This is a genomic window from Cryobacterium sp. LW097, assembly GCF_002205495.2.
In the GTDB taxonomy this organism is placed as follows: domain Bacteria; phylum Actinomycetota; class Actinomycetes; order Actinomycetales; family Microbacteriaceae; genus Cryobacterium; species Cryobacterium zongtaii.
Map to the genome: position 1 here is coordinate 1,668,208 of NZ_CP021992.1, position 22,723 is coordinate 1,690,930.

Here is a 22,723-nt window from a genome sequence, read left to right on the forward strand (position 1 = left end):
AAGTGAGCCTCGTGACCGATTTGGCACCCTCGGCTCTCCGTCCTCAGCATCCGGTCCCGCGATCGTTGTCCGGACTGGTCGATGAATTTGAGCTTGACGTCCGCGGCGACACCGCGGGCGTAGAACTGACCGGCGTGAGCCTCAGCTCGCGCACGGTGCAGCCCGGCGACCTGTTCGTCGGCGTGCCCGGACGGATGATCCACGGGGCATCCCACATAGGGGCGGCCCGCGAAGCCGGGGCCGTTGCCGTACTGACCGACGAGGCCGGTGCACTGCTGGCCGCCGATTGCGGCCTCCCGATCCTCGTGACGGCGGATGTCCGCGCCGCGCTGGGCACCGTGGCGGCCTGGATCCACCGCACAGTCGATAACCCTGCGGACCTGTTCGCCGTCACCGGCACCAACGGCAAGACCAGCGTCGTCTATCTGCTGTTCGCCATCCTCAGTCAGCTCGGTGTCGTCGCCGGGCTCACCTCCACAGCGGAACGCCGGATCGGCGACATCGCCGTGACCAGCTCCCTGACCACTCCGGAGGCCAGTGAACTGCACGCCCTGCTGGCCCGGATGCGCGAAGCCGAGGTCCGGGCCGTCGGCATCGAGGTCTCCGCCCAGGCGATCAGCCGCCACCGGGTCGACGGCCTGGTCTTCGATGTCGCCGGGTTCACAAACCTCTCCCACGATCACCTCGACGACTACGCGTCCATGGAGGAATACTTCGAGTCGAAGTTGGAGCTCTTCCAGCCCGACCGCTCCCGCCGCGGAGTGGTCACGGTGGACTCCGAGTGGGGCCGCCGCATCGCGTCGGAGAGCCGGATCCCGGTCACTACCCTCGGCAACAACCCCGTGGTCGGGTCGGCCGACGCCGACCGCAGCCCGGCCGATGCTGACTGGCGCATGAACGTCGTGCGGACCGGTGCCCGCTTCACCGAATTCACCCTCGACGGCCCCGATGGCCGTCGGCTGCAGACCCGAGTGCCGCTGCTCGGCTGGTACATGGCCGCCAACGCGGCCCTGGCCATCGTGATGCTGGTGGAGAGCGGCTTCGACCTTGCCGCCATCGAGCATGCCCTCACCCGCGACGGCGGCATCAACGCCTACATCCCTGGGCGTGCCGAACTGATCTCCGGCGACCGGGGCCCGCTGGTCTACATCGACTACGGCCACAGCCCGGATGCCTTCCTCAACACCCTCGGGGCGATCCGCGACTCCACCGCCGGGCGCATCATCATGGTCTTCGGCGCCGACGGCGACCGGGACAAGACCAAGCGCGCCGCTATGGGCGCGATTGCCGCCCGCGGTGCGGATGCCGTCGTCATCACCGACTTCCATCCGCGATTCGAAGACCCGGCCACCATCAGGGCGACCCTGCTCGCCGCGGCACGGGAAGCCGTGCCAGAGGGGGAACTCTACGAGGTCCCCGACCCCGCCACAGCCTTCCGCCGCGCGCTATCGTTGGCCGCGGAGGGCGATGTCGTGCTCTACGCAGGGCCCGGCCACGAGAACTACCAGGAGGTAGCCGGAGTGAAGCTCCCGTATTCAGCCAGGGATGACGCCCGACTCGCACTGCAGGAAGCCGGGTGGCTGTAATGATCGCCCTGACCCTGGCGGAAATTGCCGCAGCCATGAACGGCACTCTGCACCTTTACCCCGGGCACCTCGTCGACCCGTCTGCCGCTGACGCCCTGACCAGCGAATCAGTCGTCAGCGGGGCCGTGCACACCGACTCCCGCGAGGTCTCCGCCGGCGACATCTTCGTCGCCAAGCCGGGGGAGGAGACCGACGGCCATCTCTTCGCGCCGGCCGCCGTCGCAAGCGGCGCCGCCGTGATCATCGTCGAGCGGGTGCTCGACCTGCCCGTCGCCCAGGTGCTGGTTCCCGACGCGGTCGTCGCCCTGGGTGACCTTGCCACCACGGTGATCGCCAGAGTCCGCGCCGCCGGCCGACTGAAGATCATCGGCATCACCGGATCCAACGGCAAGACCACCACCAAGAACCTCCTGCGCGCCATCCTGGAAAGCGTCGGCCCCACCGTCGCCGCGCGCGCCTCCTTCAACAACGAGGTCGGCGCCCCGCTGACCATGCTCGAAGTCACCGGCGACACCCAGTTCCTCGTCGCAGAGATGGGAGCCAGTGCCGAGGGTGAAATCCGGCGCCTGGTCCGGATGGCCCGGCCGGACATCGGCATCGTGCTCAAGGTCGGCCTGGCCCACGCCGGCGGTTTCGGCGGCATCGAAGCCACGGTGCGCACCAAATCCGAGATGGTCACCGACCTCGGCCCCGACGACATCGCCATCCTGAACAGGGACGACGACAGGGTGGCCGGCATGGCAGCCGTCACCGCCGCCCGCGTGGTGTGGTTCGGTGAGAGCGACGGCGCCACCGTACGTGCCTCCGCCGTCCACGGCAGCCGAACCGGAACGAGCTTCACCCTGCACCTGCCCGGCGGCGAGAGCCGACCGGTGTCCTTCAGGGTCCTCGGCGAACACCACGTGATGAACGCCCTGGCCGCCGCCGCGGCCGCCGACGCCCTCGGGGTTCCCATCGACGACATCGTGACCGCGCTCGAATCCGTCACCGTCGCCGAACGCTGGCGCATGGAGGTCATGGGTGGACAGGACGACATCACCGTCATCAACGACGCCTACAACGCCAGCCCCGACTCGATGACCGCGGCCCTCAAGACCCTCGCCCAGATCCGGAAATCCGACGGCCGCAGCATCGCGGTGCTCGGCGAGATGAGCGAGCTGGGGGAGCTCTCCGGCGAGGAACACGACAGGATCGGACTCCTGGCGGTACGGCTCAACATCTCCCAACTGATCGTGGTCGGCCGTGCCGCCCGCCGCATGCACATCAGCACCATCAACGAGGGTTCCTGGGACGGGGAATCGGCCTACGTCGAGACCGCCGACGAGGCCTTCGACCTGCTGCGCGACACCGTGAAACCCGGCGACACCGTGCTCGTCAAATCATCAAATTCAGCCGGACTCCGCTTCCTCGGAGACCGACTGGGAAAGTTGTACTCGTGATAGCCCTTCTCCTGGCCGGAGCGATGTCCCTCGTCTTCACCCTGCTGCTCACCCCGCTGTTCATCAGGCTGTTCCACAAACTCGGCTGGGGCCAGTTCATCCGCGATGACGGACCCAAGAGCCACCACGCCAAGCGCGGCACGGCCACCATGGGCGGCATCATCATCATCGTCGGCGTCCTGGTCAGCTACTTCCTCGCGATGTGGTTGCAACAACGGCCTCTGACGGCGTCACCCCTCCTCGTGCTGTTCATGATGGTGGGCCTGGGCCTGGTCGGTTTCCTCGACGACTACCTCAAAACCCGCAACCAACGCAGCCTGGGCCTGGGCGGCTGGCAGAAGATCGCCGGCCAGGTCGTGGTCGCCGGCGCATTCGGCTGGATGGCGTTGCAGTTCCCCGACAAATACGGTCAGACCCCGGCCTCCACGCACATCTCGTTCATCCGGGACCTGCCGCTGGACTTCATGAAGCTGGGCACCTTCATCGGCATCGCCGCGTTCATCATCTGGATCTGCCTGATCGTCGCCGCCACCTCCAACGGCGTCAACGTCACGGACGGTCTCGACGGCCTCGCCACCGGCTCCCTGGTCTTCGCGATCGGTTCGTACATCATCATCGGCTTCTGGCAGTCCAACCAGTCCTGCAACACCGGCGGATCCGACATCGCCGACATGTACAAGTGTTACGCCGGCCCGGACTCCTTCGACCTGGCCATCGTGGCCGCCGCCATCGTCGGAGGGCTCATCGGCTTCCTCTGGTGGAACACCTCGCCGGCGAAGATCTTCCTCGGCGACACCGGTTCGCTCGGCCTGGGCGGTGCGCTGGCCGCGCTGGCGATCCTCAGCCGCACCGAACTGCTGCTGGTGCTCATCGGCGGTCTCTTCGTGATCGAGGCCGGCTCGGTCATCGTGCAGCGCGCGTACTTCAAGGTCACCCGCGGCAAACGGATCTTCCTGATGAGCCCGATCCATCACCACTTCGAACTCAAGGGCTGGGCAGAGGTCACCGTCGTGGTGCGTTTCTGGATCATCGGCGGGCTGCTCGTGGCCGCCGGCGTCGGAACGTTCTACCTCGAGTGGCTGGCCCGCGTATGAGTGCCCACTCCTTCGACGACCCGGCCACCGATCCCGATCGCCTCAGCGCCCTGACCAGCTGGCACTCCGACTGGTCCGGCCTGCGGGTAGCCGTCCTCGGCCTCGGGATGACCGGATTCGCCGCGGCGGACACCCTGGCCGAACTCGGCGCGCAGGTTCTCGTCGTCGCCGGCCGCGCCCCCGACGAGCGTGCGCGCCTGCTCGAGGTCCTCGGCGTCCCCCTGGTCACCGCCGACCTTGACGCCGCGCCCCCGGCCCTGGTTCAGCACAATCCCGAGCTGGTCATCGTGTCGCCGGGATTCCACCCTGACCACCCGCTGCTGCTGTGGGCCGCCGAACAGGGCATCCCGGTCTGGGGCGACATCGAACTGGCCTGGCGGCTGCGCGACAAGGTCGGTCCCGCCGCGCCCTGGATCCTCGTCACCGGTACCAACGGCAAAACCACGACTGTGCAGATGACCGCGACGATGCTCGCTGCCGGCGGCCACAGGGTCGCCCCCTGCGGCAACATCGGCGTGCCCGTGCTCGACGCCATCCGCGACCCCCAGGGCTGGGACGTGCTCGTCGTCGAGCTGTCCAGCTACCAGCTGCACCACCTGCCGTTGACCGGCCCCGGCGCCCTGGTCCCGGTCTCCAGCGTCTGCCTCAACATCGCCGACGACCACATCGATTGGCACGGCTCCGCGAGCGCGTACCGCGATGCGAAGGCCAAGGTCTACTCGAACACCACCGTCGCCTGCGTGTACAACAAGGCCGACCTCGCCACGATGCGGATGGTCGAAGACGCCGACGTCAGCGACGGCGCCAGGGCCATCGGCTTCGGCCTGGGCGTGCCGGGACCCAGCGACCTGGGAATCGTCGACGGGATCCTCTGCGACCGGGCGTTCCTCGAGGACCGCTTCGACAGCGCCATCGAGCTCACCACCATCACCGACCTCGCCGCCGCCGGGCTGGCCGCGCCGCACGTGGTGGCCAACATCCTGGCCTCCGCCGCCCTCGCCAGGTCCTTCGACGTGTCGCCGGAGGCCATCCGGGTGGCCCTGGCCACCTTCAGTCTCGACGCGCACCGCATCGAGGTCGTGGCGATCCGCGACGGCATCAGCTGGGTCGACGACTCCAAGGCGACCAATCCCCACGCGGCGGATGCCTCGCTGGCGGCGTTCGACTCCGTCGTCTGGCTGGTCGGCGGCCTGCTGAAGGGCGTCGACATCGGTGACCTGGTGGCCAAGCACGCCGGCCGGCTGCGCGGCGCCGTCGTGATCGGCGTCGAGCGCGAGGAAGTCCTGGCGGCATTTAGACGACACGCCCCCGCCCTGCGCGTCTTCGAGATCGACTCGGATGACACTGGGGAGGTCATGCCGTCCGCGGTCGTTCTGGCCGCATCCCTCGCCACGGCCGGGGACGTGGTCCTGCTGGCCCCGGCGGCCGCATCCATGGACCAATTCGCCAGCTACGCGGAACGCGGGTCGAAGTTCGCCCAGGCCGTACACGATTATTTGGGAGGTGGGTCGCATGAAGACTCGTCCTCGTACCCGGGTGCCTGAGGCCGCCGAGAACCACAGTTCCCAGGACCGCGGCAGTAGCCTGACGCGGATCAACCTCGGCCGGGTGTTCCGGGCCGAATCCACCAACTACCTGCTCCTGCTGGGCACCACGCTCTTCCTGGTCGTCTTCGGCCTGGTCATGGTGCTGTCCTCCTCGTCGGTGGACTCCTACCTGGAAGACGCCGGATTCTTCGGTGGGCTGTTTCGGCAGGGAATCTTCGCGGTGCTCGGAATCCCGCTGATGCTCGTGATCAGCCGGCTACCCGTGACGTTCTGGAAACGCGTCGCCTGGCCGGCCCTCGGTATCTCCTGTTTCTTCCAGTGCCTGGTGATCTTCACCCCGCTCGGAGTCACCGTGGCGGGAAACACCAACTGGCTCTCCATCGCGGGTGTGCAGTTCCAGCCCTCCGAAGCCATCAAGGTGGCCCTGGTGATCTGGCTCGGCGTGATCCTCGCGCAGAAGAAAGACAGGCTCGACGACTGGCGACACGTGTACATCCCCGTGTTCGGCGTCGGCGGCGGCGCGGTCATGCTCGTGATGATCGGTGGTGACCTCGGTACCGTGATCATCATGGCCGGCATCCTGTTCGGCGCGCTGTTCTTCGCCGGGCTGCGACTGCGGATGCTCGCCCTGCCCCTGATCGTCGGTGCTGTCGCCGGCATCCTGCTCGCCATCAGCAGCGAGAACCGGATGACCCGCATCCTCAGCTTCGCCGCGGAGGGCTGCGACGAGCTGAAGGGCACCATCTCCGCCGCGTGCTGGCAGCCCCTGCACGGCACCTGGGCCCTGGCCAACGGGGGAGTGTTCGGCGTGGGGTTGGGCAACTCCAAGGCCAAGTGGTCTTGGCTGCCCGCCGCCGACAACGACTACATCTTCGCCATCATCGGCGAAGAACTCGGCTTGATCGGTTGCATCGTCGTCCTGCTGATGTTCGTCCTGCTGGCGTTCGCATTCATCCGCATCATGCGTGGTACGGCCAACATGCAGATCAAGGTCACCACCGCGGCCGTCATGGTCTGGATCATCGGCCAGGCCCTCGTGAACATCGGTGTCGTGCTGGGAGTCCTCCCGGTCCTCGGTGTGCCCCTGCCGCTGATCTCCGCCGGTGGCACGGCGCTGCTGACCACCCTCGCGGCGATCGGGGTGGTGCTGTCCTTCGCCAGAAGCGACCACAACCTGAGCGAGGACGCCAAGACCCGCGACCCTGCGGCCGCGCCCGCACGCCCGGCGCCCGTCGGTGCCGCACCGAAACGAGGAACCACCCGATGACCACATACCTGCTGGCCGGGGGCGGTACCGCCGGCCACGTCAACCCGCTGCTCGCGGTCGCCGACGCGCTCCGCCTGCGCGAGCCCGACGCGACGGTCCTCGTCCTCGGCACGGCCGAGGGCCTCGAGGCCCGGTTGGTACCCGAACGCGGCTACGAACTGCTGATAGTCCCGCGGCTGCCCTTCCCCCGGCGGCCCAACCGCGCGGCGCTCGGCTTCCCGCCGAGATTCAATCGCGCCATCAACGACGTGATCACCATCCTGCGCGACCGCCGCGTCGATGTCGTCGTCGGCTTCGGCGGTTATGTCGCCACGCCGGCCTACCTGGCCGCGCGCCGGGCCGGCGTACCGATCGCCATCCACGAAGCCAACGCCAAGCCCGGGCTGGCCAACCGGGTCGGCGCCCTACTGACCCGTTCGGTCGGGGTCGCCTTCGCCGGTACCCGGCTGCGCCACGCCAGGGTCGTCGGCATGCCGCTGCGCCGGGAAATCGAGACTCTCGATCGGGCCGGCTCCCGCGCGGCCGGGTTGGCCTTCTTCGGCCTCGACGCGGACCGGCCGATCCTGCTGGTCACCGGCGGCTCGCTCGGCGCCCGCCGCATCAACCGCACCGTCGTGGATTCCGCGGCTGTCCTCACCGACGCCGGCTGGCAGGTACTCCATATCACCGGTAACTCCGCCGAGGTCGACGATCCGAACCTGCCGGGTTACCGGATGATCGCGTACTGCGACCGGATGGATCTGGCGCTCTCCGTCGCCGACTTCGCCGTCTCCCGCGCCGGAGCTGCCACGGTCTGCGAATTGAGCGCCCTCGGGATCCCCGCCGTGTTCGTGCCGTACCCGGTCGGCAACGGCGAACAGCGGTTCAACGCCGCCGACGTCGTGGCCGCCGGCGGCGGAATCCTCGTCGATGACGCCGCCTTCCTGCCGGGCTGGGTCCGGTCTGAATTGCTGCCGGTCCTCGCCGAGCCCGAGCGCATCCACGGCATGAGCGTCGCCGCCCACTCCGCGGGCGTGCTCGACGGCACCGCGCGCACGATCGACCTCATCGACGAGGCGGCGGGTGCGACCGCACCGCACTCCGCGTAACGTTGAACCCGCAGAACCTGCACCACCCCGCGCACCGCCAGCCAGAAAGACCTTCACGTGATCAAGCCTGACCTGACCCTGATAGTTCCCGAAGACCTCGGCATTGTGCACTTCGTGGGCATCGGCGGCTCGGGAATGAGCGGCATCGCCCGACTGTTCCTGGCCGCGGGCCACACCGTGACCGGCTCAGACTCACGCGACTCCGATAATGTGCACGCGCTCCGCGAGCTGGGCGCAACCATCACCATCGGTCACGACGCCGCCAACGTCGGCGACGCGGACAGCCTCGTCGTCACCGGCGCACTCTGGCAGGACAACCCCGAGTACGTCCTCGCCACCGAACGCGGTCTCCCGGTGCTGCACAGGTCCCAGGCGCTGGCCTGGCTGATCCGCTCGCACCGGCTTGTCTCGGTCGCCGGCGCGCACGGCAAGACCACCTCGACGGGCATGATCGTCACCGGCCTGCTCGGCATCGGCCAGGACCCCAGTTTCGTCAACGGCGGGGTGATCGAATCCCTCGGCGTCAGCGCCGGCAGCGGCGCCGACGACCTCTTTGTCGTGGAGGCCGACGAGTCCGACGGCTCGTTCCTGCTCTACAACACCGGCGTCGCGCTGATCACCAACGTCGACCCCGACCACCTCGACCACTACGGCTCGCTCGAGGCCTTCGAAGCGGCCTTCGTCGAATTCGCCCAGAACGCCGACGAATTCGTCGTGGTCTCCTCGGACGACCCCGGCGCCGTGCACGTCACCGCCCGGCTCACCGACAAGCGCATCATCACCTTCGGCGAGGCCGAGGGCGCCACGGCGCGGGTGCACTCCATCGGCACCAGCGGACCGGTGAGTTTCACCGTGACCTGGGACGGCGTCGACTACTCCGCCACCCTGCGCATCCCCGGCCGGCACAACGCCATCAACGCGGCGGGCGCCTTCGCCGTACTCGTGGGGCTCGGCTTCGAGCCGGCCGCCTCCCTGGCGGCGATCTCGGCGTTCGGCGGCACCGAGCGCCGGTTCGAGCTGCACGGCACCGTGCGCGGTGTGAGCGTCTACGACGACTATGCCCACCACCCCACCGAGGTCGCCGCGGCGCTGTCCGCCGCACGCACGGTGGTCGGAGCCGGCCGGATCATCGCCGTGCACCAGCCGCACCTGTACAGCCGCACCCGGCTGTTCGCCCAGGAATTCGCCGACACCCTGGAGAAATACGCCGACGAGACCATCGTGCTGGCGGTCTACGGCGCACGGGAAGACCCCGAACCCGGCGTGACCGGTGCGCTGGTCTCCGAACGCTTCCAGGACCCGGCCCACGTCGCCTATATCCCCGAGTGGCAGGATGCTGCCGACTACCTCGGCACCATCGCCAGAGACGGCGACTTCGTCGTGACACTCGGCTGTGGTGACGTGTACCGCATCGTTCCGCAGCTGCTCAAATCTCTCGCCGACGAGTCGGCGGCGGGTACGCGCGGATGAGTCACCGTCCAGGCGCTCGCGCATGAAGCGTCCCGCAGGCCCTGCGGCGCGACCAGCGGCACCGAAGCCCGCTGCAGCGAAACCAGCTGCGGCGACACCGCCGCGTGCCCCTGAGCCGCGCCAGCAGCCTGCCCGCGGGCCTAAACGGCCGGCCGCCGGCCCCGGCGCCGCGCCCACCCGTGCCGAGCCTGAGGCGCTGACCGAGCCCATCGTCCTGCCGGCCAGCGCTGCGTCCGACACCCCAGCGACGGATACCCCACCGACACGGCGGCGCCCCGGCGGCTTCAGTCTGCCTCAACGAGGCGTCAAGGCCGCCGCCGCACCGGACGCTCCGGAGACGTCGACTCCACAATCGTTGGGACAGGAGCCCCCGCTGACCGCGCGAGCGGCCCGGGCCCGGCTGCGAGCGGCGCGGCGAGCCCGGAAGCAGTACGAGCGCAACGAGGTGCGTCGCTTCACCTCCCGCTCCCGCCACCGCCGCAATCTCTGGCTCGCCGCCGGCGGCACCGTGGTCGCCCTGGTGGCCTTCGTCCTGGTCGGCGTGTTCTCCCCGCTGATGGCGTTGCGCACGATCGAGATCACCGGAACCAACCGCATCCCGGCCGCCGACGTGGCGCAGGCGCTCGAGGGGCAGCTGGGTACCCCGCTGCCGCTCCTCGACCTCGCCGAGGTGAAGGGGCAACTGAGCGAATTCAGCCTCATCCGCAGCTACGTCACGGAGAGCCGGCCGCCGGATACCCTCGTGGTGCGCATCGTCGAACGGGAGCCCGTCGGCGCTATCACGTCCGCCGCCGGCTTCGACCTCGTCGACGCGGCCGGTGTGATCATCCAGAGTGGACCGGACCGGCCGCAGGGCTACCCCCTCATCGACGCCGCTGGCGGTGCCAGCGGTGCCGGTTTCCAGGCCGCGGTCGCCGTGGTCGGAGCACTGCCAGAGGGCATCCGCGGCCAGTTGGACAGCGTGACAGCCGCCACCAAGGACGACGTGACGCTCACCCTGGGTGGGGGAGCGCGGGTCCTTTGGGGCAACGCTGAGCGCAGCGAGTACAAGGCGCTCGTTCTGGCGGCCCTCCTTGTGAGCCACCCCGTCGGCAGCGTGACCGAATACGACGTGTCATCGCCGGACAGCGCCGTCGTTCGCTGAAACCGACCGGGTATTCGCGACACGCGGGCGCGCCTCCCCAAGCCATCAGCGGTGGCACCTAACTTCGAATTTAGAATTGCATACTCAGAATAACTTTAAGCCTCGAGTAGAGGTTTAGGGTTCCACCGGAGGCCGGACGTGTCAACTAATCAGAACTACCTAGCAGTCATCAAGGTTGTTGGAATTGGCGGCGGCGGCGTGAACGCCGTCAACCGCATGATCGAGCTCGGCCTCCGAGGGGTCGAATTCATCGCCATCAATACGGATGCCCAGGCACTCCTGATGAGCGATGCAGACGTCAAGCTCGACGTCGGCCGCGACCTCACCAGGGGTCTCGGCGCCGGAGCGGACCCCGAGGTCGGCCGTCGCGCCGCCGAGGACCACGCCGAGGAAATCGAAGAAGCGCTGGCCGGAGCCGACATGGTCTTCGTCACCGCCGGCGAAGGCGGCGGTACCGGTACCGGTGGCGCCCCCGTCGTCGCCCGGATCGCCAAGTCCATCGGCGCTCTGACCATCGGTGTCGTCACCAAGCCGTTCGGCTTCGAGGGCAAGCGTCGTCAGGCTCAGGCCGAGACCGGTGTCGCCTCGCTCAAGAACGAGGTCGACACCCTCATCGTCGTGCCGAACGACCGCCTGCTGGAAATCAGCGACCGCGGCATCAGCATGCTCGAGGCCTTCGCCACCGCTGACCAGGTGCTCCTCGCCGGCGTGCAGGGAATCACCGACCTGATCACCACACCCGGCCTGATCAACCTCGACTTCGCCGACGTCAAGTCGGTCATGCAGGGAGCCGGCTCCGCCCTCATGGGCATCGGTTCCTCGCGCGGAGCGGACCGGGCCATCAAGGCGGCGGAACTCGCCGTTGCCTCTCCTCTGCTCGAGGCGTCGATCGATGGCGCCCACGGCGTGCTGCTCTCCATCCAGGGTGGCTCGAACCTCGGCATCTTCGAGATCAACGACGCCGCCCGCCTGGTGCAGGAGGCCGTGCACCCCGAAGCCAACATCATCTTCGGTGCCGTCATCGACGACACCCTCGGTGACGAGGTGCGTGTCACCGTCATCGCCGCGGGTTTCGACGGCGGTGAGCCCGGTGCCAAGGTTGCCGAGGTCCGTCGTTCCGACCTGGTCGCTGCCGGTGTGGCAGCGGGAGTCTCCGGTGGCGCCGCCGGTGCCATCGCCGGTGCCTCTGCCGCGACAGACAACGCCCCGGTCGCCGAGCCCAGCGGCTCGGTCTGGTCCAGCGACCCCGCTGCGAGCACTCCGGTCGCCGACCCGGCCTTCGAGGACGATTCAGACGACCTGGACATCCCCGATTTCCTGAAGTAATGAGCGAACCGAACCTCGCCCAAAGGCTGGCGAACGTGCGCGGCGGCATAGCCGACGCCGCACGGCTCGCCGGTCGCTCGGTGGACGACATCACCACGGTCGTGGTGACCAAGTTCCAACCGGTGTCCCTGATCCGTGAGCTCCTCGAGCTCGGGGTGCGGGACCTCGGCGAGAGCAGGCACCAGGAGGCCCAGGCCAAGGCGGCCGAACTGGCCGGAGCCGGCATCCGCTGGCACTTTGTCGGTCAGGTGCAGGGCAAGAAGGCCCGCCAGGTGCGGGCCTACTCGTCGGTGATCCACTCGGTGGACCGGGAGTCGCTCGTGACCGGCCTTGCCACCCCGGTGGCGGAGCACACGGGCGCCCTCGAGGCCGGTGCCGAGGTGGACTGCTTCGTGCAGGTCAACCTCACCGAGGACCCGGCCAGGGGCGGGGTGTCGATTCCGGACCTCGCACCGTTGGTGGAGCGGGTTCTGTCGGCCCCGGGCCTCAGGCTGCTCGGGCTCATGGCCGTCGCGCCGCTCGGCGCGGAACCGAAGCGCTCCTTCGCCCTGGTCAGCGAGCTGGGCGCCCAGATGCGCGGCATCGCTCCCGACGCCAGGTACCTGTCGATGGGAATGTCCCAGGACTACGCGGCCGCCATCGCCGAAGGCGCGACACACCTGCGAATTGGCACCGCAATCACCGGGAATCGCCCGGCAGCGGTTAATCTGAAAACGTCGTAATACCAACACGGAGGTCGAGATGTCCAACCCGCTCAAGAAAACCATGGTCTACCTGGGTCTGGCAGACGAAGAGCTGGAATATGAGGCGCCGGCAGCGGCTCCCGTCTCCACTCTCCCCACCCAGTCAGCCCATGTCGCGTCGTCCCACGCTGCTCCGGCGAACGCCGGCCGCGCACCGGTCACGCCGTTGCACAAGACCTCCACCCCCAAGAATGTTGTCGTGTCCGAAATGAACGAGATCCTTACCGTCCACCCGCGCCAGTACCGCGACGCGCAGGTGATCGCCGAGTCCTTCCGTGATGGAATTCCGGTCATCATCAACCTCTCCCAGATGAGCGATGCCGATGCGCGCCGTCTCATCGACTTCGCCAGCGGCCTGTCTCAGGGCCTCTACGGCAAGATCGAGCGCGTAACGGCCAAGGTCTTCCTGCTGTCGCCGTCGCACGTCGTCATCTCCGGCGACAACGCCGTCGAGGAGGGGGACGCCGATTCCTCCTTCTTCGCCCAGTCATAACCCGACGTGTCCGTAGTCAATCTGGTCCTGGGGATCGCCTACTACTTCCTGCTGCTGTACTTCTTCGTCATGTGGGGCCGATTCATCGTCGACCTCGTCCGGGGAATCAACAGGTCGTGGCGGCCGCACGGGTTCGTCCTGGTTCTCATTGAGCTGGTCTACACACTCACCGACCCGCCGATCAATTTCTTCCGTCGGATCTTCCCGCCGCTCCGCGTCGGCCCGATCGCGTTCGACTTTGGCTGGAGCCTGACCATGCTGTGCTGCATCATCGGCATGTGGATTACGGCGATTCGGTTCTGACACGCAGCCTCACCAGGGCCTCGGCATGTATTCTTGATCGATGACGGCCAACCGGCCCGGTACAACACCGAGTGCCAGTTGGTCGTAAGCACGTGTTCGCACAACTGTTCGCAATTAAGTTTTGAGGTGGAAAGCCATGGCGCTAACTCCGGAAGATGTAGTCAACAAGAGGTTTCAGTCGACCAAGTTCCGCGAGGGATATGACCAGGACGAGGTTGACGACTTCCTCGACGAGGTCGTTGTCGAGCTGCGACGCCTGACCCAGGAGAACGAGGACCTCAAGGCCCGTCTCTCCGGCGGCGAGGTCGCACCTGCTGCTCCGGTCAGTGCCGCTGCGGCCAAGACCGCTGAGCCCGTCAACACTCCTGAGCCCGTCGCAGAGCCCGTCGCTGCCGTCGTGCCCGAGCCCGTCGCTGCAGCACCCGTCGCCCCGGCGCCGGTTGCCGAGCCGATCGACGAGACCGCCGGCACGACGAACCTGTTGCAGCTGGCCCGCCGCCTGCACGAGGAGCACGTCAAGGAAGGCGCCGAGAAGCGTGACGCCCTGATCGCTGAGGGCCACGCCACGGCTGCCCGCGTGATCGCGGAGTCCGAAGCCAAGCAGCGCGCCCAGATCAACGTCCTCGACAAGGAGCGTGCCGTCCTCGAGAACAAGATCGAGGAACTGCGCACCTTCGAGCGCGAGTACCGCCAGAAGCTGAAGAGCTACATCGAGGGTCAGCTGCGCGACCTCGACTCCACGTCGCCCGTCGGCGCGGGTGCGGGCAAGGACTCGGGCAACTCGCCGAAGGCGAGCTTCCAGGGCTTTGGCGCGTAACAACCCGTCGAAGGTCAGCTACCGCGCACTTATCGTCCTGGCCCTCGTGGCCGTGGGCGGGTATGCGTTTGATCAGATCAGCAAGGCCCTCGTCGTCAGCTCGATGACCGAGGGTCAGACCGCCCGGGTTCTGGGTGATGTGCTTCAACTGCACTTCATCCGGAACCCCGGCGCGGCCTTCTCCTTCGCCACCGGCCTCACCTGGGTGTTCTCACTCATTGCGGCCGGTGTCGTCGTGTTTGTCGTGTGGTTCGCCCCACGCATCCGCTCGAGCCTGTGGGCGATCGTCTTCGGTCTCCTGCTCGGCGGTGTGCTCGGCAACCTGACCGACCGACTGTTCCGGGAGCCGTCTTTCGGCCTCGGGCACGTCGTAGATTTCATTTACACCCCGTGGATGATGCCGGCCATCTACAACATCGCGGACTGCTGCATCGTGGTGAGCATGGCGCTCTTCATGCTGCTCACCCTGCGTGGCATCGGCCTCGACGGCCGTCGCACCCCGACATCCGACCCGGATGCCGCCGAACCGGCCGTCAGCACCGTGCCCGCCGGCAGCGCCGCGCCCCTCACCCCCTCCAACTGAACGGCATCATGGAAAACCGAGCCCTTCCCCTGCCCGATGGTTTGGACGGTGTACGCGTTGACGCGGGCATCGCCAAGCTGTTCGGCTTCTCCCGCAGCTTCGCGGCCGAAATCGCCGAGTCCGACGGGGTCACCCAGGACGGCGTCGTGGTCGGCAAGTCGGACAAGCTGCGTGCCGGGGCCTGGCTCGACGTGAGTTGGGCGCCCAAGCAGGACCTCGTCATCGTGCCCATCGCGGTACCCGATCTCACGATCGTGCACGACGACGACGACATCGTCGTCGTCAACAAGCCATCCGGCGTCGCGGCGCACCCCAGCGTGGGCTGGACCGGCCCGACGGTGCTCGGCGCCCTCGCCGCCGCCGGCTACCGCATCGCCACCTCCGGTGCGTCCGAACGGGCCGGCATCGTGCACCGTCTCGACGTCGGGACCAGCGGCCTCATGGTCGTCGCGAAGTCCGAGCACGCGTACACGCACCTCAAACGGGCCTTCCACGACCGGGAGGTCGACAAGATCTACCACGCCGTCGTGCAGGGCCACCCAGACCCGTCCAGCGGCACCATCGACGCGCCGATCGGGCGCCACCCGCGCTCCGACTGGAAGTTCGCTGTGATCGCCGGAGGCAAGGACTCCGTCACTCACTACGAGACCCTGGAAGCCTTCCCCTCCGCGTCCCTGCTCGAGGTGCATCTGGAGACCGGTCGAACCCACCAGATCCGGGTGCACATGGCCGCCCAGCGGCATCCGTGTGTCGGCGACGCCATGTACGGGGCCGACGCGAAGATCTCGGCCAGGCTCGGCCTCACCCGGCAGTGGCTGGTCGCCAAGCAGCTCTCCTTCGATCACCCGACCAGCGGCGAATGGGTCACCTTCAACGCCGAGTACCCGGACGACCTGGCCAACGCTCTGCGCTTACTGCGCGGCGATTAGGCTGCGTTGATCAGGACAGGGGCGTCCTCCGGCGCTTAGGCTGGAAGACCAGCACCCCCCACTTCGTCATCAGATAAACCCCAGAGCAGCTGGAGCAGTCGTGTCGCCGCAGAATGATTCGTTCGTCCACCTTCACGTGCACAGCGAGTACTCCATGCTCGACGGCGCCGCGCGGGTCAAACCGTTGATCGCCGCGGCCGCTGAACAGAAGATGCCGGCCATCGCCGTCACCGACCACGGCAACGTGTTCGGCGCGTTCGATTTCTGGAAGACCGCCACGGATGCCGGGATCAAGCCGATCATCGGCACCGAGGCTTACATCACGCCGGGCACCGACCGTCGCGACAAGACCCGGGTGCGCTGGGGCACCAACGCCCAAAACCGCGACGACGTCGGCGGTAGCGGTGCGTACACCCACATGACCCTGCTCTCGGAGAACACCGAGGGAATGCACAACCTGTTCAGGCTCTCGTCCCTCGCGTCGCTGGAGGGCTACTACTTCAAGCCGCGAATGGACCGCGAACTGCTCAGCACCTATTCCAAGGGTCTGATCGGTACGACCGGATGCGTGGGTGGCGAGGTGCAGACCCGCCTCCGGCTCGGCCAGTACGACGAGGCCAGGCAGGCCGCGGGGGAGCTGCGGGACATCTTCGGGAAGGACAACTTCTTCTGCGAGATCATGGACCACGGCATCGACATCGAGCGCCGCACCATGACGGACCTGCTCAAGTTGGCCAAGGAACTCGATCTGCCGCTGGTGGCCACCAACGACCTGCACTACACCCACGCGCACGACGCGACAGCGCACGCGGCGCTGCTCTGCGTGCAGTCGGCATCCACCCTGGACGACCCCAACCGGTTCAAATTCGACTCGAACGAGTTCTACCTCAAGACCGCCGCCGAGATGCGGCACCTGTTCCGGGACAACCCGGAGGCGTGCGACAACACTCTGCTCATCGCCGAGCGGTGCGAGGTCAAGTTCAACACCTCGGCCAACTACATGCCCCGGTTCCCCACCCCTGAGGGCGAGAACGAGGAAAGCTGGTTCATCAAGGAGACCGAACTCGGCCTCATCCGCCGCTACCCGAACGGGATCACCGCGGCCGTGCGCAAGCAGGCCGACTACGAGGTCGGCGTCATCACCCAGATGGGCTTCCCCGGCTACTTCCTGGTCGTAGCCGACTTCATCAACTGGTCCAAGGAGAACGGCATCAGAGTCGGTCCAGGTCGTGGCTCCGGCGCCGGCTCGATGGTCGCGTACGCCATGGGCATCACCGACCTCGACCCGCTGGTGCACGGCCTGATCTTCGAGCGCTTCCTCAACCCCGACCGAGTCTCCATGCCCGACTTCGACGTCGACTTCGACGACCGTCGCCGCGGCGAGGTCATCCACTACGTCACCGAGAAGTACGGCTCCGAGCGCGTCGCGCAGATCGTCACCTACGGCACCATCAAGGCCAAGCAGGCGCTGAAGGACTCCAGTCGGGTGCTCGGCTTCCCGTTCGGCATGGGCGACAAGCTCACCAAGGCCATGCCGCAGCCCATCATGGGCAAGGACATGCCGCTCACCGGCATGTTCGACAAGGACCACCCCCGTTACCGCGAGGCCGGCGACTTCCGCGCCGTCATCGAGACGGATGCCGAGGCGCGCACGGTCTTCGACACCGCGCTCGGTATCGAGAATCTCAAGCGCCAGTGGGGTGTGCACGCCGCCGGCGTGATCATGTCCTCCGACCCGCTCATCGACATCATCCCGATCATGCGCCGCGAGGCCGACGGCCAGATCGTCACGCAGTTCGACTACCCGGCCTGCGAGAGCCTGGGCTTGATCAAGATGGACTTCCTGGGGCTGCGCAACCTCACCATCATCGACGACACCCTCGACAACATCGAAGCGAACCGTGGCCACCGCCCGGTGCTCGAAGACCTCGACCTCGACGACGTGCTCGCCTACGAACTGCTCGCCCGCGGCGACACCCTCGGGGTGTTCCAGCTGGACGGCGGCCCGATGCGCGCGCTCCTGCGCAGCATGAAGCCCGACAACTTCGAAGACATCTCCGCCGTCATCGCGCTCTACCGGCCCGGCCCCATGGGCGCGAACTCGCACACCAACTACGCGCTGCGGAAGACCGGTCAGCAGGAGATCATCCCGATCCACAAAGAGCTCGAGGAGCCCCTCAAAGACATCATCGGCGGCACCTACGGCCTCATCGTCTATCAGGAGCAGGTGATGTCGATCGCGCAGAAGCTGGCCGGCTTCACACTGGGTCAGGCCGACCTGCTGCGACGCGCGATGGGCAAGAAGAAGAAGTCCGAGCTGGACAAGCAGTTCGAGGGCTTCTCCGCCGGAATGATAGCCAACGGCTACTCAATGGAAGCCATTACCACCGTCTGGAACATCCTTCTACCGTTCTCTGACTACGCCTTCAACAAAGCCCACTCCGCGGCCTACGGAGTGCTGTCCTACTGGACCGCATACCTCAAGGCGCACTATCCGGCCGAGTACATGGCCGCCCTGCTGACCAGCGTCGGCGATGCCCGCGACAAGCTCGCGCTGTACCTCAACGAGTGCCGCCGGATGGGCATCCAGGTGCTGCCGCCGGATGTCAACGAGTCGATCGGCTTCTTCGCCGCCGTCGGCACCGACATCCGCTTCGGCCTGGGCGCCGTGCGTAACGTCGGTTTCAACGTGGTGGAAGCCATCCGGGCCGCCCGCACCGAGAAGGGCGACTTCGAGTCGTTCCACGATTTCCTCCGCAAGGTCCCGCTGCAGGTCACCAACAAGCGCACCGTCGAGTCCCTGATCAAGTCCGGCGCCTTCGACTCCCTCGGTGCCACCCGCCGCGCCATGTTCGAGATCCACGAGGGTGCCGTCGACTCTGCCGTCAAGATCAAACGCGACGAGTCGCACGGCATGGTCGGCTTCGACTTCGACAGCCTCTTCGACGACCCTCAGGAGACCGATCAGGTGCCGGACCGGCCGGAGTGGAGCAAGAAGGAAAAGCTCGCACTGGAGCGCGACATGCTCGGCCTCTACGTCTCCGACCACCCACTGGCCGGCCTCGAGATTCCGCTGGCCAAGCACGCCAGCACCACGATCACCGATCTGATCAGTTCCGAGCACACCCAGGATGCCGACACCGTCACCGTGGCCGGCCTCATCACCAATGTGCAGCACCGCATCGCCAAGAAGTCGGGCAACCAGTACGGCATCATCTCGGTCGAGGACTTCGGCGGCGAGATCGACGTCATGTTCATGGGCAAGGCATACCAAGAGTTCTCCCTTGACCTCGTCAGCGACTCCGTCGTGGTGGTGCGCGGCCGGGTGAGTATGCGCGATGACGGAATGAACCTGCACGCGTACAGCATCTTCGCGCCCGAGCTCGGTCAGGCGTCCGATCACGGCACCCTGTCGATCACTCTGTTCGAGGCGCGAGCCACCACCGATACCGTCACCCAGCTCGGCGAGGTGCTCAAGAGACACGGCGGTACCTCAGAGGTGCGCCTGAAGTTGATCAAGGGTGACACCGCCCGCGTCTTCGAGCTGCCGAGCCGGGTCACCGTGACCGCCGACCTCTTCGGCGAACTCAAGAGCCTCCTGGGCCCGTACTGCCTGACTTGACCCTCTGCCCGCTCCAGATGGATTCGGGCGGAGGCCCCGGTCAGAACGGTGGGTTCTCGGGTGCCGGTGGGGTCGGCTTCCGACTCGGCCGCTGCCGGGGCATCAGGTAACTGTCATCGGCGGGCCGCTTCCGGGTCTTCGGCCCCATCACCGGTGGCCGTGGCCGGGGTGGTCCCATCGGGTTGGCAGGGTCGGTGCGGTAGCTGCGTTTGCCGGGTGAGGTCCAGTGCAGGATCCCGCCGGGTTCCTGGGTGACTCGCCACTGGCTGAGGTGTTTGAGTCGGTGGTGGGGTTCGCAGAGGTGGGCGAGGTTGTCACTGTCGGTGTTGCCGCCGCCGGCCCAGGGGTCGGTGTGGTCGACGTCGCTGGTCACCGCGGGTCGGGAGCAGCCCGGGAACCGGCAGGTTTCGTCGCGCACCCGCAGGTATTTCTTCATGGCCTTGGTGTTCTTGTGCTGGGTTTTGCCGAGCGAGAGCACCACCCCGGTTTCCGGGTGGGTCAGTAGCCGGGTGAAGCTCGGTGCGTGCCCGGCGATCTCCCTTGCGACCTCGGGGGAGATGGGCCCGTAGCCTTCGAGGGTGCCGGGTTCCTCGTCCAAGCCCAGCAGGGTCAGCACGGGCACCGTCACCATGACGGTGCCGCGGATGCCGGCGCCCATCCCGTCGGGCGTGATTCCGTCCAGCAACAGGGCGGCGGTGATGTCGGCGCGGAGTTGGTCGAGGGTGCGGGTCGGGAGCTCTTCCGTGGCGTCTGGGCGGAGGCCGACTGCGGTGCCGCTTCCGCTGCCAGCGGTGTCGGACGCGGTGTTCCCATTCGGTGCGGGGTCGCCGAGGTGCTTGAGCTTCACGGCCATCGTGTTGATCCGGTCGTAGGCGGCCTTGGTGTCGTGGGCGGTGCCGTACCAATGCAACCAGCCCATCCCGTCCGGGGCGGCCTCCCAGCGGCTGTGCCGTTCGGTCAGGGCGTTCGTGCTGCGGGTCACGATCGACTCCGGGTGCAGCCGCTCCCGCAACCGGCGGGCCTTGTCGATGAACCGGCCCACCGGCAGGCGCTTGGCCTCGGGCAGCACCTTCTCTTCGAACGCCGCCTGGTCCTCCATCGGCAGGGTGCGCATCTGATCGACGAGCGCGGTGGCGTGCCGGTAACTGATCTCTCCGGTCGAGAGGGCCTCGAAGGTCGCCGGGGCGGCCAGGAGCCAGAGGGACTGGTCCATCAGGTGCTCCACGGTGCGTTCAGACAGGCGCAGCAGGCAGGCGGTCTCACTCACAATCGTGCGGCGGGCCACGTCCCGGTCGTCCCACCGGTTGTAGCCGGCCGCGCGGGCTTGGTCCTCGGTCAGGGTGGCCGCGTTCACGTCGGCCAGCCGGATGCTCTCCGGGTTGCCGTGCAGGCGCGAGGAAACGAGCGGGTCCTCACTCCAGCCCTGCAGGGCGACGAAGAACTCGGCCTGCCGGGCCTGCGCCTGCGCAATGGCGCGGGCCTCGACCGCGATCAGCTCGGTGCGGCGGGCCAGCTCCGAGCAGACCAACTCGTCCAGGGCCGGGTTGGGGACGTGCGGCCCGAAAGCGGTCGGGTCGACAGGGGAGGGGGTGGAGCCAGGTGGAGCGGACTCCGGAGAGTGGTCGTCATCATCCGGAGCGGGCGGTACTGCCTGGTCGGGGCTACTCATGATGAGATCGTCTCACCTACCACCGACACTGCAGAAGGCTCCGCGAGCTGTGAGAAAAGCCCCAGAAATCGCGAGATTCTGGGGCTCAACTCACAGTTCGCGGGGGCGTCAGCGGAGGATTTCCACCATCAGGACCCAGGCGTCGAGCATGGAGCCGATGACGGTGAGGATCACCCCGGCCGCGACCAGGTAGATGCCGGTGGAGGAGCCGGTGACGATGAGGAGCACCGCGCCCAGCGCGAAGGGAAACAGTTGAAGGGCCGCGAGCGGTAGATAGAGGGCCAGGGAGAACCGCCCACTCGCGCTGTTCCGTGCCCGGTGGCGGAGTGAGATCGTATGCAGGACGACCGCCGGGCCCACGGCGACGAGCACCTCGACGCCCAGGACCGCCCCGGGCTGGCCGGGCACCAGAAGGAGGCCGCCGGTCACCACCACCAGCACGAGGGAGCCGACGGCGGCCGCGGCCCGTGCCGTCAGCCCGGGCAGCGCGAGGATCTCCCGGATGTTCACCGAGATCGCCACCATGACGAGGCCCGCCAGCGCCGCGGCGGCGCCCACCATGGCCACGGCGAAGTCACCCCAGCCTGTCGTCACCGTCTCGTCGCTGTCTCGTCGCTGTCTCGTCCATGGTTGCCTTCGCTCGGATGCCGACACGATAGCGCGACCGCTCCGATCGTCATGAACCCATCGGTGCCTGACACCGGCCACGGCGCGGGACCAATGACCCCCGTGTGACCAGCAGTTTGACAGCCGTTTGTTCTAGGCTGGGGGCATGAGAAGGCGCAGCGGGGAACCGATCTACAGCACGGCGATTGCAGCGGGTCGCACAATTTTCGGAGCCTTCAGGCTCAGGCCGTCGGCGTCGGGCCTCACCAACCTTCCGGACGCCGGAGGGGCGGTCCTCGCCATCACCCACTTCGGCTACGCGGACTTCGCCCTCGTGGAGTGGATGACCTGGCGAAAGAACCGCCGGCACATCCGCTTCATGGCCAAGAAGGGTGCGTTCGACAAGCCCGTCGTCGGCTGGCTGTTGCGTGGGATGCGGCACATCAACGTCGACATGACGGCCGGGGCCCAGGCCTACGCCGACGCGGTGCGGGCGCTCAACGCCGGCGAACTCGTCGGGGTGTTTCCCGAAGGGGGAGTGAACGCGTCGTTCACCGTGCGGGACCTGAAGACCGGTGCGGCGCGGATGGCGATGGAGGCCGGGGTGCCCATCGTGCCCATCGCTGTCTGGGGTGGCCACCGGCTGCTCACGAAGAACCACAAGCCATCCGTGCGGGAGGCCTATCGCACCCCGGTCTCCTTCGCGGTCGGCACGCCGGTACGTGTAGACGCCGAGGACGATCCGCAGCAGGTGACCCAGCGACTGCACGGCGTGCTGCAGGAGCTCGTGGACGGCCTGCAGGCGCGTTACCCGGAGCCTGGTGCCGGCCGCTGGTGGCAGCCCGCCCACCTGGGCGGAACCGCGCCCACCCCGGCGGAGGCCGCCGCGACGGAAGCGGAACGACAGCGACGCAAGGCGGCCGCCAGAGCGGCCCAAACCCCGGCCGGGTGAACCGCGCCGTCCGCAGGTTTGCCACCGCGGGGTCGGCACCCACCG

The 22,723-nt window shown here is 67.6% G+C and carries 19 protein-coding genes; 17 read left to right on the forward strand and 2 right to left on the reverse strand.

Features of this window, described 5'->3' with window-relative positions; all coding sequences use genetic code 11:
- Positions 1–11: 11 nt before the first annotated feature.
- The 16 genes from B7495_RS07685 (at position 12) to dnaE (ending at position 19,451) form a co-directional block, all read left to right on the forward strand.
- Entirely contained in the window at positions 12–1,586 is a 1,575-nt protein-coding gene (locus B7495_RS07685; RefSeq protein WP_088457977.1) for a Mur ligase family protein, read from the forward strand.
- Positions 1,586–3,025 (forward strand): UDP-N-acetylmuramoyl-tripeptide--D-alanyl-D-alanine ligase, encoded by a 1,440-nt coding sequence (murF, locus tag B7495_RS07690; RefSeq protein WP_088456056.1) that lies wholly within the window; start codon positions 1,586–1,588, stop codon positions 3,023–3,025. The genes B7495_RS07685 and murF overlap by 1 nt, the downstream gene beginning before the upstream one ends.
- Entirely contained in the window at positions 3,022–4,119 is a 1,098-nt protein-coding gene (gene mraY, locus B7495_RS07695; protein ID WP_088456057.1) for a phospho-N-acetylmuramoyl-pentapeptide-transferase, read from the forward strand. The genes murF and mraY overlap by 4 nt, the downstream gene beginning before the upstream one ends.
- A complete protein-coding gene (gene murD / locus B7495_RS07700; RefSeq protein WP_088456058.1) occupies positions 4,116–5,663 on the forward strand; it encodes a UDP-N-acetylmuramoyl-L-alanine--D-glutamate ligase in 1,548 nt (515 codons plus the stop codon). The genes mraY and murD overlap by 4 nt, the downstream gene beginning before the upstream one ends.
- Complete coding sequence (gene ftsW / locus B7495_RS07705; RefSeq protein WP_088456059.1) at positions 5,632–6,933, forward strand: putative lipid II flippase FtsW; 1,302 nt, start codon at positions 5,632–5,634, stop codon at positions 6,931–6,933. Before murD ends, ftsW begins: the two co-directional genes overlap by 32 nt.
- Positions 6,930–8,021, forward strand: coding sequence for a glycosyltransferase (locus B7495_RS07710; protein ID WP_088456060.1), 1,092 nt, complete (start codon positions 6,930–6,932; stop codon positions 8,019–8,021). The genes ftsW and B7495_RS07710 overlap by 4 nt, the downstream gene beginning before the upstream one ends.
- A gap of 57 nt (positions 8,022–8,078) precedes the next feature.
- On the forward strand, positions 8,079–9,491 hold the full coding sequence (murC, locus tag B7495_RS07715) for a UDP-N-acetylmuramate--L-alanine ligase (RefSeq protein WP_088456061.1): 1,413 nt from the start codon (positions 8,079–8,081) through the stop codon (positions 9,489–9,491).
- 22 nt (positions 9,492–9,513) lie between these two features.
- Positions 9,514–10,635, forward strand: a complete 1,122-nt coding sequence (locus B7495_RS07720; protein ID WP_088456062.1) for an FtsQ-type POTRA domain-containing protein — start codon at positions 9,514–9,516, stop codon at positions 10,633–10,635.
- 138 nt (positions 10,636–10,773) lie between these two features.
- The gene (ftsZ, locus tag B7495_RS07725; RefSeq protein WP_088456063.1) at positions 10,774–11,961 is read left to right on the forward strand and encodes a cell division protein FtsZ; all 1,188 of its coding nucleotides are present in this window, start codon (positions 10,774–10,776) and stop codon (positions 11,959–11,961) included.
- Positions 11,961–12,683 carry a YggS family pyridoxal phosphate-dependent enzyme gene (locus B7495_RS07730; RefSeq protein ID WP_088456064.1) on the forward strand — a complete coding sequence of 241 codons (723 nt, stop codon included), beginning with the start codon at positions 11,961–11,963 and terminating at the stop codon, positions 12,681–12,683. Before ftsZ ends, B7495_RS07730 begins: the two co-directional genes overlap by 1 nt.
- A gap of 19 nt (positions 12,684–12,702) precedes the next feature.
- Entirely contained in the window at positions 12,703–13,197 is a 495-nt protein-coding gene (locus B7495_RS07735; protein WP_088456065.1) for a cell division protein SepF, read from the forward strand.
- A 6-nt stretch (positions 13,198–13,203) separates the two neighbouring features.
- Positions 13,204–13,500, forward strand: coding sequence for a YggT family protein (locus B7495_RS07740; RefSeq protein ID WP_088456066.1), 297 nt, complete (start codon positions 13,204–13,206; stop codon positions 13,498–13,500).
- Between the two features lie 136 nt (positions 13,501–13,636).
- Positions 13,637–14,317 (forward strand): DivIVA domain-containing protein, encoded by a 681-nt coding sequence (locus B7495_RS07745; RefSeq protein ID WP_088456067.1) that lies wholly within the window; start codon positions 13,637–13,639, stop codon positions 14,315–14,317.
- Positions 14,307–14,900, forward strand: a complete 594-nt coding sequence (gene lspA, locus B7495_RS07750) for a signal peptidase II (RefSeq protein WP_088456068.1) — start codon at positions 14,307–14,309, stop codon at positions 14,898–14,900. The genes B7495_RS07745 and lspA overlap by 11 nt, the downstream gene beginning before the upstream one ends.
- An 8-nt stretch (positions 14,901–14,908) precedes the next feature.
- Complete coding sequence (locus tag B7495_RS07755) at positions 14,909–15,829, forward strand: RluA family pseudouridine synthase (protein WP_088456069.1); 921 nt, start codon at positions 14,909–14,911, stop codon at positions 15,827–15,829.
- 154 nt (positions 15,830–15,983) lie between these two features.
- On the forward strand, positions 15,984–19,451 hold the full coding sequence (gene dnaE, locus B7495_RS07760; RefSeq protein WP_088457978.1) for a DNA polymerase III subunit alpha: 3,468 nt from the start codon (positions 15,984–15,986) through the stop codon (positions 19,449–19,451).
- A gap of 40 nt (positions 19,452–19,491) precedes the next feature.
- Here dnaE and B7495_RS07765 read toward each other — a convergent pair whose 3' ends face one another.
- Together B7495_RS07765 and B7495_RS07770 are read right to left on the reverse strand one after the other, a co-directional pair.
- Complete coding sequence (locus B7495_RS07765; RefSeq protein WP_088456070.1) at positions 19,492–21,120, reverse strand: HNH endonuclease signature motif containing protein; 1,629 nt, start codon at positions 21,118–21,120, stop codon at positions 19,492–19,494.
- Between the two features lie 108 nt (positions 21,121–21,228).
- On the reverse strand, positions 21,229–21,714 hold the full coding sequence (locus B7495_RS07770) for a hypothetical protein (RefSeq protein ID WP_088456071.1): 486 nt from the start codon (positions 21,712–21,714) through the stop codon (positions 21,229–21,231).
- Positions 21,715–21,892: 178 nt separating this feature from the next.
- Here B7495_RS07770 and B7495_RS07775 point away from each other — a divergent pair, with 178 nt between their 5' ends.
- Positions 21,893–22,678, forward strand: coding sequence for a 1-acyl-sn-glycerol-3-phosphate acyltransferase (locus B7495_RS07775; RefSeq protein ID WP_088456072.1), 786 nt, complete (start codon positions 21,893–21,895; stop codon positions 22,676–22,678).
- Positions 22,679–22,723: the final 45 nt, after the last annotated feature.